Origin of the sequence: Deinococcus aerophilus (assembly GCF_014647075.1) — a bacterium.
GTDB classification, from domain to species: Bacteria; Deinococcota; Deinococci; order Deinococcales; family Deinococcaceae; genus Deinococcus; species Deinococcus aerophilus.
On record NZ_BMOM01000015.1, the window covers coordinates 26,584 to 38,900 of the forward strand.

10 protein-coding genes are annotated in these 12,317 nt (G+C 67.9%); 7 read left to right on the forward strand and 3 right to left on the reverse strand.

Annotated elements, in window-relative coordinates:
* Nucleotides 1–52: 52 nt before the first annotated feature.
* Nucleotides 53–481: a large conductance mechanosensitive channel protein MscL gene (mscL, locus tag IEY21_RS10240; RefSeq protein ID WP_188904073.1), complete on the reverse strand. Its 429-nt coding sequence runs from the start codon at nucleotides 479–481 to the stop codon at nucleotides 53–55.
* A gap of 91 nt (nucleotides 482–572) precedes the next feature.
* Entirely contained in the window at nucleotides 573–2,087 is a 1,515-nt protein-coding gene (locus tag IEY21_RS10245) for a DUF512 domain-containing protein (RefSeq protein WP_188904075.1), read from the reverse strand.
* Between the two features lie 260 nt (nucleotides 2,088–2,347).
* On the opposite strand from IEY21_RS10245, the gene mnmE reads away from it, so the two are divergent.
* Nucleotides 2,348–3,697 carry a tRNA uridine-5-carboxymethylaminomethyl(34) synthesis GTPase MnmE gene (gene mnmE / locus IEY21_RS10250; RefSeq protein ID WP_188904077.1) on the forward strand — a complete coding sequence of 450 codons (1,350 nt, stop codon included), beginning with the start codon at nucleotides 2,348–2,350 and terminating at the stop codon, nucleotides 3,695–3,697.
* Nucleotides 3,698–3,912: 215 nt separating this feature from the next.
* On the opposite strand, the gene IEY21_RS10255 is transcribed toward mnmE, so the two are convergent.
* The gene (locus tag IEY21_RS10255; protein WP_188904079.1) at nucleotides 3,913–4,227 is read right to left on the reverse strand and encodes a hypothetical protein; all 315 of its coding nucleotides are present in this window, start codon (nucleotides 4,225–4,227) and stop codon (nucleotides 3,913–3,915) included.
* A gap of 159 nt (nucleotides 4,228–4,386) precedes the next feature.
* Here IEY21_RS10255 and pelF point away from each other — a divergent pair, with 159 nt between their 5' ends.
* The 6 genes from pelF to IEY21_RS10285 all read left to right on the forward strand — a co-directional run bounded on the left by pelF (nucleotide 4,387) and on the right by IEY21_RS10285 (nucleotide 12,224).
* The gene (gene pelF, locus IEY21_RS10260) at nucleotides 4,387–5,850 is read left to right on the forward strand and encodes a GT4 family glycosyltransferase PelF (protein WP_188904081.1); all 1,464 of its coding nucleotides are present in this window, start codon (nucleotides 4,387–4,389) and stop codon (nucleotides 5,848–5,850) included.
* Nucleotides 5,847–7,178, forward strand: a complete 1,332-nt coding sequence (locus tag IEY21_RS10265; RefSeq protein ID WP_229753023.1) for a hypothetical protein — start codon at nucleotides 5,847–5,849, stop codon at nucleotides 7,176–7,178. The genes pelF and IEY21_RS10265 overlap by 4 nt, the downstream gene beginning before the upstream one ends.
* Nucleotides 7,175–8,212 (forward strand): GDP-mannose 4,6-dehydratase, encoded by a 1,038-nt coding sequence (locus IEY21_RS10270; protein WP_188904083.1) that lies wholly within the window; start codon nucleotides 7,175–7,177, stop codon nucleotides 8,210–8,212. Before IEY21_RS10265 ends, IEY21_RS10270 begins: the two co-directional genes overlap by 4 nt.
* Nucleotides 8,213–8,314: 102 nt before the next feature.
* On the forward strand, nucleotides 8,315–9,052 hold the full coding sequence (locus tag IEY21_RS10275; protein WP_188904085.1) for a nucleotidyltransferase family protein: 738 nt from the start codon (nucleotides 8,315–8,317) through the stop codon (nucleotides 9,050–9,052).
* A 1-nt stretch (nucleotide 9,053) separates the two neighbouring features.
* A complete protein-coding gene (locus tag IEY21_RS10280; RefSeq protein WP_188904087.1) occupies nucleotides 9,054–9,977 on the forward strand; it encodes an NAD-dependent epimerase/dehydratase family protein in 924 nt (307 codons plus the stop codon).
* 105 nt (nucleotides 9,978–10,082) lie between these two features.
* Complete coding sequence (locus tag IEY21_RS10285) at nucleotides 10,083–12,224, forward strand: Agd3-related carbohydrate-binding protein (RefSeq protein ID WP_188904089.1); 2,142 nt, start codon at nucleotides 10,083–10,085, stop codon at nucleotides 12,222–12,224.
* Nucleotides 12,225–12,317: the final 93 nt, after the last annotated feature.

A 12,317-nucleotide genomic window follows, 5' to 3' on the forward strand; every position in this document is an offset into this window, starting at 1 on the left:
TCCGGCCTGTCCGCACCACCTGCGCCGCGTCCCGGATCCTCAGGACCGGACCTCAGGAGTGGGGAGACGTCGGCGGCGTGGCCCCCTCCTGCCCCGCCGGCCGGGAAGCCTTCAGAACGTCGCGGATTTCCGCGAGCAGCTTTTCCTGGTTGGAGGGCTCAGTAACCGCCGCCTTCTTCTCGCGCTTGAAGCGCTCCATCAGGCGGTTGACCGGCACGAGGACGAGAAAGTAGATCACCGAGGCGGTGATCAGGAAATTCACCAGCGCCGTCAGAAAGGTGCCGTATTTAAAGATGCTGCCGTTCACCGTGAACTGAAGCGTATCGAAGTTCGGCACGCCCCCGAAAATCCCGATGATGGGCATGATCACGCCCTGGGTAAAGGCGGTGACCACCCCACTGAAAGCGGCCCCGATGATGACGCCGACGGCCAGATCAATCAGGTTGCCGCGCAGCAGAAACTTCTTGAACCCATCGAACATGCCCTGGAGTCTGCGGTGGCCCGCTCCTTCCGGCAATGGCGTGGACCCCGGCTGCCTAGACAGTCGGGGTCCACGCAGGGCAGCCTTGCGCTCAGGCCTGCCCGCGCACTCCGGTGGAGGGCCGCTCGGTTTCGGGGGCCGCCGGGCCACCGTCTTTGACGGCGTGGGCGCTCATGCCCCACTGGTGGCCGCTGCCCTGAGCCCCGTCGAGAATCACGCGGGCCAGTTCGCCCAGCGTCGCGCCGCCCGCGCGCACGTCCATGCGAAACTCCTGACGCAGTTCATCCAGGCTCACGTCGTCGAGCATCAGCTCGGTGCCGTAGCGCAGGGTGGTGGGCGGCACGATCAGCAGGTCGGCCTCGCCGGGCTTCACCGCGTGGCGAAAGCAGCGCCCGGTAAGCAGACCCGCCACGGTGGTCACCGGCCCGAAGGTCTTGTTGGTGACGCCGCGCACTTCCAGCGTCAGGCCCCGGATGGCCCGCAGCGGCTCCACGGCGCGGTCCAGGGACTCGGCGAACAGTGTGCCGGTGCCCAGGATCACCCGGCGCGGTTCGGGCAGTTCGGCGGGCAGTTCGGGCAACCCCTCGGTCAGGAAGTCGCGAATCATGCCCACGCCGTTTTCCAGCATCGGAAAGCCCTCGTACTCCTCCTCGGTGGGCAGCGGCTCACCGGCAAGCAGGTACAGCTCATCCGAGGGAAAGATAAAGCGGGTGCCGCGCTCGGCCAGGAATTTCTTGCGCCACACGTTCAGGCGCCTCAGGCTGTCCTGGGCCTCCTCCTTCTGAAAGGTCCGCACGTCGGGCAGGTTGGTGCGGTGCGAGGTCAGGCCGATGGGCACCACCGCCGCCGAGATCACGTTGGGGCGGCTGGACAGGTATTCCACCGTGTCGTCCAGGTGTTCGCGGTCGTTGCGCCCAGGGACCAGCACAATCTGGGTGTACAGGTCGATGGACTCCAGGCGTTCGATCATGCCGCGGATCTGCACCGCCTGCGGATCCTTCACCTTGAGCTTCCACCACTTCATCATGTCCTGGCGCAGGTCCTGGTTGGCCGTGTGGACCGAGACATACAGCGGTGAGAGGTTCTCGTCCAGAATGCGGTTGATGTCGCCCTCGGTGAGGTTGGTCAGCGTGACGAACGAGCCGTACAGAAACGACAGGCGGTAATCGTCGTCCATGATGTACAGGCTCTTGCGAAAGCCGCGCGGCATCTGGTGGACGTAACAGAAATCGCACTTGTTGGCGCATTTCTTGATGCCGTCGAACAGCACTTCCTCGAAATCCAGGCCCGGGTCCTCCCACTCCACCTCGAAGGTGAAGGTGTCTTCCAGGCTGGGCTGTGCGGGCAGAAACAGGCGGTGGTGGTCCTGCGCGGTGCCGGGCACCCCGGTCATGGCGCGGGGAGCTTCCCTGGGGCGGGCGATCTCCAGCGTGGCCCGGCCCTGCGACAGCGCGTGCCGGTACGCGAGGACGTCGGTCACGGCCTCGCCGTTGACGCGCAGCAGCACGTCGCCGGCGCGCACGCCCGCGCGGGCCGCCGGGCTGTCCGTTTCCACCGACTTGATCGGTGCAGGATAGGTTTCTGGAAGAACTGTGGCTGCCGTCAAAGAATCACCCCTCGTGGCCCCCGGCGGCGTCCGTGCTGGCGCCGTGCATTTGCTGGCGCTGTGCCTTCACCGCGGTGGTCCGGCTCCTGGGGCTGACTTCCAGACACCATGTCTGCGGCCCCGCTTCAAGCAAAGCAGCATAACAGGCCGCGCGTGGCCACGGGTGTGAGTCAGGTCGCCTTCGCGTGGGGCGTTCTGCGGCTCCGTCTGGACGGCGCGGCCCACCATGCCCGGCCCCCGCGCCTGTTAGCCTGCGCCCCGTGAGCCGCTCCGGACTGTCCGACACCATCGCCGCCATTGCCACCGCGCCGGGCAGCGCGGGCGTGGGCATCGTGAGGGTCAGCGGACCGCGCGCGCTGGAGGTGGCCGACGGTCTGTTCCGGGGCCGCCGCCGACCCTCGCGCGTGGCGGGCGGGCGCTTTCTGTTCGGCCAGCTGGTTGCTGCGTCCCCGGCCGATGGCACGGCCCCCGAGGTGCTGGATGAGGGCCTGTGTCTGGTGTTCCGCGGCCCCCACAGCTACACCGGGGACGACGTGGTGGAACTGCAATCGCACGGCAGCCCCGCAGTGTTGAGCCGCGTGCTGGCGCGCACGCTGGAACTGGGGGCGCGTCCGGCCCGGCCCGGCGAGTTCACGCTGCGGGCCTACCTGGCCGGCCGGCTGGACCTGGCACAGGCCGAAGCCGTGCTGAATCTGGTCGAGGCCCAGACCGACGCGGCCCGGCGGCAGGCCAGCCTGGGTCTGGCCGGAGCGCTGGGGACCCAGGTGGCGGCCATCGCCGCGCAGCTGATCCGGACCCTCGCGGCGCTGCAGGCCATGCTGGATTACCCCGAGGAAGGCGTGCCCGACGAGGACCGCGCCGCGCCGCTGGCCGCCGCGACCACCCAGCTGCGGACCCTGCTGGGCAGCGCCCGCGCCGGACAGGTGGCAACCCGGGGCGCCCGCCTCGCGCTGATCGGCCGGCCCAATGCGGGCAAGAGCAGTCTGCTCAACGCGCTGGTCGGCTATGAGCGCAGCATCGTGACCCCCATCCCCGGCACCACCCGCGACTACCTGGAAGCGGGGCTGGAACTCTCGGGCGTTCCGGTCACCCTGGTCGACACCGCCGGCGTCCGCGAGACCGAGGACGACATTGAGGCGGCGGGGGTAAAACAGGCCCTGGCGCTGGCAGAGGCCGCCGACCTGGTGCTGGTGCTGGAAGACGGCAGCGTGCCCCGCGAACCCGCCACACCCCTGCAGTCGGCCGAGTGGCCGCAGGGGGCCCGGGTGATCGGCCTGCGGACCAAGGCCGACCTGCCGGCGGCGTGGAGCGCCGAGGGGGTGCTGGGGGTCAGCGCCCGCACCGGACAAGGCCTGCCCGAACTGCGTGAGGCTGTCGGCCGGGCGCTGCTGGGGGACGCCGCCCGTGGAGAAGCGTGGCTGACCACCGAACGGCAGGCCGATGCGGCGCGGCGGGCGCTGTTCCATGTCGAGGCGGCTGCGCAGTTGCCCGACGAACTCGCCAGCTATGAGCTGGAAGAGGCTCTGCGCGCCCTTTCGGAGCTGACCGGGCAGGACGTTCAGGAAGACGTGGTGGACGCCGTGTTCCGTAACTTCTGCGTCGGGAAGTAGGGACTGGATTGAGGCTGGCTCCCCGACCCCAGAGGTCGCTGAACCCAGCACGATGAGCTTCTTCAACACATGAGAACCACTCATGAGAGCAGGTATAGGCAGTCCTGCAGGGACAGGGCCGTTCAAAAGGACGCCGCCGCCGCGCACCGCGCCAGCACAGGGTCCGCGCTGCCGCCCGATCATGGCCTGATCATGGTGCCTAGGAACAATGGCACTCAGGTGTTACCGGCGGGCCACCACAGCGCCGCAGCGACGGCGCGGGCCACCAAGTCAGGTCTCTGCGCACACGGGCTGTATGAGAAGAGTTCCATCACCCCGCTTTCTGAATATACCGAGAGACCATTCTCATTAAAAAACATGGCATTCGCATCAATATCATTCAGCAGCCGCCGATCAGCCGCCAGCCGATGAAAAAGTCGAAGATGATTCTTAAATGAAAGGAAATTTATTTTCCTCATCATTAAGTCGTTATGTCTTGCATCTATATGGCCGGCACGGCGCTGAATGAACCAGTGAGCGACAGATTTCAACCCCCCAATGGGACGCACCCGGAGCATGACAGATCAATATTTTTCACACAGTTCGGTAAAAAGTGTATAATTCCTCTCAACCGTCACCTGTTTGGGTAGGGTCACTTGAAATTTTCGCCGTCACAGTGTGCGAATCGTTACGCAAGCCGGAGCTTACAGATGACAAACCTCACATCCTCAGCGCCACCCATCGTTGCCCTCTATACCGAGGGAACCTATCCTCAGGCCCACGGTGGCGTCAGCGTGTGGGTCGATCAGCTGGTCAACGGATTAACCGACCATGAGTTCAAGGTGCAGGCGATCTCCGGGCTGCCGTTTGTACGCCCCGCCCTCACCGTACCCGCGAACGTCTCATACACCCAGGTTCCGCTGTGGGGAGACGTGCCGGCCGCCGGTCGGCCCAGCCGTGAACGCCGGCAACAGGTGTACGAGGCCTACGGCAACCTGCTGTACGGCCTGTGCACCATGAACCTCGACGCATTCGGCACCGCGCTGCAGGCCCTGAGCGTGCTGGGCCGCCAGGGCAGCTTCACGGCGCTGCTGGACACCGCCCGCGCCTCGCGCCTGACACTGGAGCTGTGGTCGGCGCACGCCGCCGCGCAGCGCGACAGCGCAGACAGCGGCGGCCCCCGGCTGCCCATGCCCACAGTGGCCGACGCCCTGGATGTTCACGTCTGGCTGGAACACGCCCTGCGTCCGCTGGCCCACCCCGCCCCCGAGGCCCAGATCGGCCACGCGGTCAGCAATGGATTTGCCGCACTGCTGGCCCTGAACGGCCAGTGGACCCACGGAACGCCCTTCATGCTCACCGAGCACGGCGTCTATATGCGCGAGCGCTATCTCGAGTTCCGCGGCGGTTCCTACAGCCCCGGGTACAAGAGCATGCTGCTGCGCTTTTACCGCCTGCTGTGCAGCCTGGCGTACCGCGAGGCAGTGCTTGTGCTGCCCGGCTCGCACTACAACCGGCGCTGGGAAGAGCGGCTGGGCGCGCACCCGGACAAGATCAAGTGCGTTTACAACGGCATTGACCCGGACATCTTCCCGATCGCCGATCAGGAGCCGGCCGAGAGCGTGGTGAGCTGGGTGGGCCGCATCGATCCCCTCAAGGACATCGAGACCCTGATCCGCGCCTTCGATCTGGTGCGCCGCCACAACACGGGAGCCCGGCTGCGGCTGTTCGGCGGCACGCCGGCCGGCAACGAGGGCTACCTGCGCAAGTGTCAGGGCCTGACCCACGAGCTGCACCTGCAAGACCACGTGACCTTCGAGGGCCGGGTCCAGAACATCACCGACGCCTACCGCGCCGGACAGGTGGTGGCCCTCACCAGCGTCAGCGAGGGCTTTCCGTACACGGTGCTGGAGGGCATGGCTATGGGCCGGCCGCCGGTGGCCACCCGGGTGGGCGGCGTTCCCGAGGCGGTGGGCGAGGCCGGCCTGATCGTGCAGCCCCGCGACCATCAGGGTGTGGCGAGCGCCCTGTCGCGCCTGCTGGACGACGCCTCACTGCGCGCCCGGCTGGGCCGCGCCGCACGGGCGCGGGTCATGGAGATGTTCACGCTGGACGGCTGCCTGACCGCCTACCGCCGGGCCTACCCATTTGCCATGTCCGGGAGGGGCCTGTGACCCGCGCCGCGCCGCACCAGCTGCCCGGGCATCTGGCCACCCCCCGGCCGGTGCTGTCCGGGCGCCTGCTCGAGATTGACCGCCACCTGGCCCGTGAGCGCGAACACATCCTCGACGTCGAGGAACTGGCCGCGTATATGGAAGCCGATGGCGTGGGCGACGACATCCTGAAAAACACCCGGGGGCATGCGGGACTGTTCAGCGCGGCCGAACTGCTCTACCGCCAGGAAGGCACCGGACGGGCCGCCAACCGCGTGGCGTGGACGGTGGCCCCGAACTTTCCGTGGCAGATGCTGCTGCGCGGTCCCCTCTACCTGCCCTCCGGGGTGGCAGGCCTGCTGATTGCCCAGCAGCTTGGAATGGGCGCGGCGGCGGCCTTCATCTTCGCCTCGGCTTTCGGATGGGGCTGGACCATGGCGGTGGCGGGCGTGCGCTACAGCGAGCCCTTTGCAGTCCCGGGGCGCGCCCTGCGCATGACCCTGCTGATCGGCGGAGTGGTCGGGGTGCTGGGCGGAGCGCTGTGCGCCGGCACACTGATTGGCGCCGACACTGCCCTGGTGGGCGCCCTGATGGGCGGCGCGGTCTCGCTGGCCATCGCGGCGTCGGGCATCCTGCTGTCGCTGGGCCGGACCGTGCCCCTGATCGCGTCGTATGCCGCGCCGGTGCTCGCCGCGCTGCTGCTGCTGGTGTGGCCGTCCGTGGCAGTGACAGCCGCCGCGCTGGCCCTGCTCGCGCTGGTTCCGGCCGGCGTGGCCCTGCACGCCACCCGCCCGGTCGGTCTGCTGCCCGCCCGCTGGTCCACCCTGCGCCCGCACCTGCACCACGCCGTCTACGGCTGGTCGATGGCCGCCGCCTTCGTGGTGCTGACCTTCCGGCTGGGCGCCTGGACCCTGCTGCCCATCGTGCTCAGCGCCGGCCTGCTGGAAGCCGGGGTCTGGCACGCCCAGGACTGGCTCAAGACGGCCACCCGCGGCAGCCGGAACCTGCGCGCTTTGCGGCGCACCGGCCTGTGGGCGGTGCTGCTGTGCACCGGCGGCTACGGTGTGGCGCTGGCCCTGTGGACCGCGCTGGCGCTGGCCCTGCCGCTGCCCGAGAGCATTCAGCCGCAGCCCGGCGCCCTGTATCTGGTGCCGCTGTTCGGCGCGGCCCTGCTGCTCAGCGCGTGGCTGTCCAACCAGCGCCTGACCCGTCCCCTTTCCGGCATCTGGGCGCTGTGCGCCGCCGGACTGTTCCTCAACGTTTCCCTGGCCGTACTGGCCGCCGTGTTGATCCTCACCCTGATGCTGCCCACCGTCCAGGCCCTTTCTGACCCCCGGAGCTACCGATGACCCAGACTGCTGTTCCCACCCCTCCTTCCGCCACCGCCTCCGACCGTCCCCTGGTCGCCGTGACCGGCGCAGACGGCTTCATTGGCTCGCACCTCACCGAGGAGCTCGTGCGTGCCGGGTACCGCGTGCGCGCCATGGCGATCTACAACTCGCAGGGCTCGTACGGCTGGCTCGACACCCTGAGCGGCGACGTCCTTGAACACGTCGAGGTGCAGCTGGGCGACGTGCGCGACGCGGGCAGCGTCCGTGCGCTGATGCGCGACGCCCGCACGGTGTACCACCTCGCCGCCCTGATCGCCATTCCGTACTCGTACGTCGCGCCGCGCTCGTACGTGGAGACCAACATCACCGGCACCCTCAACGTGCTGGAGGCGGCGCGTGACCTGGGCACCGCCCGCGTGATCCATACCTCCACCTCTGAGGTTTACGGCACCGCCCGTACCGCGCCCATCCATGAATCCCACCCTCTGCAGGGCCAGTCGCCGTACTCGGCCACCAAGATCGGCGCGGACAAGCTCGCCGAGAGCTATTACCTCAGCTTCGGGCTGCCGGTGGTCACGCTGCGTCCCTTCAACACCTACGGCCCGCGTCAGTCGGCGCGCGCGGTGATTCCCACCATCATCAGCCAGGTGGCGGCGGGCCGGCGGGAGATCCGTCTGGGCGACCTGCGCCCCACCCGCGACTTCAACTTCGTCTCGGACACCGCGCGCGCCTTCCGGGCCGTGGGCGAGGCCAATGACACGGTGCTGGGCCGCACCCTGAACGCCGGCTCGGGCCGCGAGATCACCGTCGGCGACACCGTGAAGCTGATCGGTCAGGTGATGGGCGCCGACCTCAACGTGACCCAGGAAGACCAGCGGTTGCGCCCCGAAGGCAGCGAAGTCATGCGCCTGCTCGCCGACCACACCGAACTTACCGCTCTGACCGGATGGCAGCCCGAGGTCCGGCTTGAAGAGGGCCTGGCACGTACCGCCCAGTGGTTTACCGATCCCGCCAACCTGGCCCGCTACCGCGTAGGCGAATACACCGTTTAACCCCCTTTTTAATTCCCCTTCCCATCCCTCCTCCTGACGCCCCCGTCCCTTCGTACGCCCCACGCCCGCGCCTGCCCGTCCTGGCAGGAAAAGGAGCGCCCCATGCACGCAGTGATTCTCGCCGGAGGAAAAGGCACCCGTCTGCGCCCCTACACCACCTGTGTTCCCAAACCCCTGGTGCCGATCGGGGACACCTACTCGATTCTGGAAATTGTGCTGCACCAGCTGCACAACAACGGCTTCCACTCGGTCACGCTGGCCATCGGCCACATGGGCCACCTGATTCGCGCGTTTGTCGGTGACGGCACCCGCTACGGCCTCGAGGTGACCTACACCGACGAGGACACGCCTCTGGGCACCATCGGCCCGGTGCTGCAGGTTCTCGACGATCTGCCCGAGCACTTTCTGGTGATGAACGGCGACGTGCTGACCAACCTGGACTACGGCGCGTTTCTGAAAAAGCACGTTCAGAGTGGCGGTCCGGTCACCGTCTCGACCTACAACCGCGAGATCAAGAGCGAGTTCGGGGTGCTGGACGTGACCGAGAGCGGCGACCAGATCGTGGCCTTCCGTGAAAAGCCCACGGTGCGCTTTCAGGTCAGCATGGGCATCTACGCCATGACCAAGGAGACGCTGCGGCGCTACACCCCCGGTCAGGTGCTGGGCTTCGACACGCTGATGCTCGATCTGCTGGCCGAGGGCCAGCGGCCCGGCAGCGACCTGTTCGGCGGGTACTGGCTGGACATCGGCCGCCCCGAGGACTACGACATGGCCAACCAGCAGTGGCAACAGATGGCTCCGGTGCTGCTGCCCCACTTCGCCCTGAGCGCCGCCGATTAACGTGACGCACGCCCCTTCCTCCAACGCGGCCCCCGTCCTGGTGCTGGGCGCACGCGGCTTCCTGGGCGGACAGGTGGTCGCGGCCCTGGAAGCGGAGGGGCGGGCTGTGCGCGTACCCCCGCCGGGCGACCTGACGGCCGCTTCTGAGGCCGACTGGGCCCGCTGGCTGGACGACACCTCGGGCGTGGTGAATGCGGCGGGCCGCACCGGCGGCAGCCTGACGGAACTCACCCGCGCCAATGTCCTGCTGCCCGCACAGGTGCTGGAAGCCACGGCCCAGACCGACGTGAAGCTGGTTCACCTGGCCTCGGCGGCCGAGTATGGCCGCACGCCCGAGGGACACGCCTCCCGCGAGGACGACGTGGCCGCGCCGCGCTCGCCCTACGGGGCTTCCAAGCTGGCGGCGACCGTCCTCATCGAGGAAGCGGTGCGGTCCGGGCGCGTGCGCGCGGCGGCCCTGCGCCTGACCAATCCGCTGGGCGCGGGGCTGGGGGCCGGAACCCTGCCTGGACGGGCCGCCCAGGAGCTGGCCCGGGCCGCCCGCGAAGGCGCCGCCACAGTGCAGTTCGGCCCCCTGGGTGCCCAGCGCGATTTTGTGGACGCCCGTGATGTGGCCCGCGCCGTGTTGCACGCCCTGGACAGCGATCTGCAGGGTGTGGTCAACGTGGGAAGCGGTCAGGCCCGGCCCGTGCGCGATCTGGTCGAGGGTCTGGCCCAGCTCACCGGTTTTCACGGCGAGGTGCTGGAAGACGCCCCCGGCAGTCCGCGCAGCGGCGACGTGCCGTACCAGCGCGCCGACCTGAGCCGGCTGCTCGGCAGCGGCTTTACGCCCCAGTACACCCTGGAAGACTCCTTGCGCGCCCTGCTTGACCTTTCCCCCGAGTCCGGCCCCCGAGACCACTCCGCTCCGTCTTCTGTGCACTGAAGACCGTGCAAGGCGGCCATTCGCCGAACTGATCCGCCCCGCTTCCTCTACCTCTTGCAGATGGTGCCCTCCAGACAGAATCCGGCATCGGCCAAGGAGCCTTTCATGAAACGATCCACTCTGCTGTCCGCCCTGACCCTCGCCCTGGTCCTCGCCTCCTGCGCTCAGACTCCTGCTCCCAGCTCCAGCGCTGACTCCACAGAGGCCGATACCGGTGGCCACGCTGGCCATAGCCACGGCAACGCCTTCGGACACGTGACGGCTGTGGCCCCCGGCCCCGACCTGAGCAAGATGCCCACCAATGCCCGGCTGGGCGAGGCCACCGTGCTGCGCGGCACCCGCCTGAGCGCCCAGGCCCTGCCCGCCAATGCCCAGACCAGCAAGGTCGCCCTGAAGGTGCTCGTGCTGAGCAGCGGCGCGGGCGACTACGGCCTGGACACCGCCGTCTCCATGCTCAAGGAAAGCGGCGTGCCCTATGACGTGCTGGACGCCAGCAAGACCACACTGACGATGAGCACGCTGATCGACAGCAGCGGCATCGGGCGCTACCAGGGCATCATCCTGACGAGCAACGCCCTGTACCTGCCCGATTACACCAGCGCCCTGGACACCGCCGAGTGGAGCGACCTGTTTGCCTATGAAAAGGCCTACAGCGTGCGCCAGCTGGCCCTGTACGGCTACCCCGGCGTGTCTCCTGAGGATTACGGCCTGCGGGCCGTGAACAGCGCGGCGACCTCCACCACGTCCATGCAGCTCGTTCCAGGGGCACAGAACGTGTTCAGCGACCTGACCGGGACCCCGCTGCCGGTGCAGTACGCCTGGACCTATCCCTCCACCGTGGAGGCGGTGGCGGGTGTGGTGACCACGCCGCTGATGGTGGATCCCAATGGCCTGGTGCTGGCCGCGACGAGCACCGTGGACGGCCGCGAGCGGCTGCTCGTCACCACCGCCCAGAACCCCTCCCTGATGCACACCCAGCTGATGAGCTATGGCCTGCTGCAGTGGCTGACCAAGGGCGTGCACCTCGGCGAACACCGGCGCTTCTTCCAGGCCGACATCGACGATTACTTCCTGTCCAGCGACCACCTGGACCCAGACACCATGACCCTGAGAAACACGCCGTTCCGGCTGTCGGCAGCGGACATGCTGTCCCTGCGCGATCAGCAGACCCAGGTCCAGCAGCAGTTCCCGGTGGCCAGCGGGTTCCGGTACGCCATGGCCTTCAACGGTGGCGGCGCCAACATCAACGCGCCCCTGGCATGCACGGACCCGGGCAGCAGCTCGCCGGACGGCCTGACCAGCGTCACCAAGTGCATCAAGGACAGCTTTGACTGGGTCAACCACACCAGGGACCACCTGCGCATGGACGTGATGAATCTGAGCACCGCCTACGCCCAGATCATCCAGAACGTCAACATCGGCAACAAGCTGGGCCTGACGCTGAGCCGCAAGAGCCTGGTGACGGGCGAGCACAGCGGCCTGGGCAACATGGACCCCACCGATGACGGCACGCACAACGACGACGACGTGAACCTGCCCAAGCAGGACCTGGGGCTGGAACGCAGCAACCCCAACGTGCTCACCGCCGCCGTGAACAGCCGCGTGAGCTACCTCGCCTCCGACCACAGCGTCGCCAGCCACTGGGACGCCTCGTGCCCGACGTGTGGCGTGCAGCATCCCATGAACAGCAAGATCTTCCTGGTGCCGCGCTGGCCCAACAACGTGCATTACCATGTCACCAACCCGCAAGAGGCCATGGCGTCCTACAACAGCATCTACGCGCCGGGCGGCACCCGGCCGTACTGGGACCATGCCCTGAACTACAGCGAGTTCCTGGACAAGGAAAGCGACCTGGGCCTGACGCACATCCTCGACGGCGGCGCGTTCCCGCACTACATGCACGAAACCAACCTGCGCGAGTATGCTCCGGGCATGAGCCTGGCCACCGATTGGGTCAAGGCGACCCTCAGCAAGTACTCGCTGTTCAGCACGCTGCCCGTGAACACCTACCGCTGGGATGACCTGGGCAACTACCTGCAGCGCCGGACCCTGGAAGAGAAGGCCAAGGCCAAGAGCACCCTGAGCGCGGTCTGGGAACGCAAGACCAATCTGGTGACCCTGACGAGCACGGCAGGCAGCGTCCCGGTCACGCTGACCGGATCGATTCTGGGCACGCCCTACGGCGCCTACCAGATTCAGAACCGCAACGTCAGCGGCACCGCCCGCGTGTTCGTGGCCCCCAAGTAACCCGGATCGCGCCCCAGCGGCGTGCCTGACCGGACACCACCACCGCTGCTGGAGCCGCCGGACATGTTTTTCCCGGCGGCTCCTTCTTCATCC

Excerpts from the sequence above, each read along its gene's own strand:
- mscL (WP_188904073.1), bottom strand. The coding sequence starts at position 481 with ATGTTCGATGGGTTCAAGAAGTTTCTGCTGCGCGGCAACCTGATTGAT.
- pelF (WP_188904081.1), top strand. The coding sequence starts at position 4,387 with ATGACAAACCTCACATCCTCAGCGCCACCCATCGTTGCCCTCTATACC.
- IEY21_RS10270 (WP_188904083.1), top strand. The coding sequence starts at position 7,175 with ATGACCCAGACTGCTGTTCCCACCCCTCCTTCCGCCACCGCCTCCGAC.
- IEY21_RS10275 (WP_188904085.1), top strand. The coding sequence starts at position 8,315 with ATGCACGCAGTGATTCTCGCCGGAGGAAAAGGCACCCGTCTGCGCCCC.
- IEY21_RS10285 (WP_188904089.1), top strand. The coding sequence starts at position 10,083 with ATGAAACGATCCACTCTGCTGTCCGCCCTGACCCTCGCCCTGGTCCTC.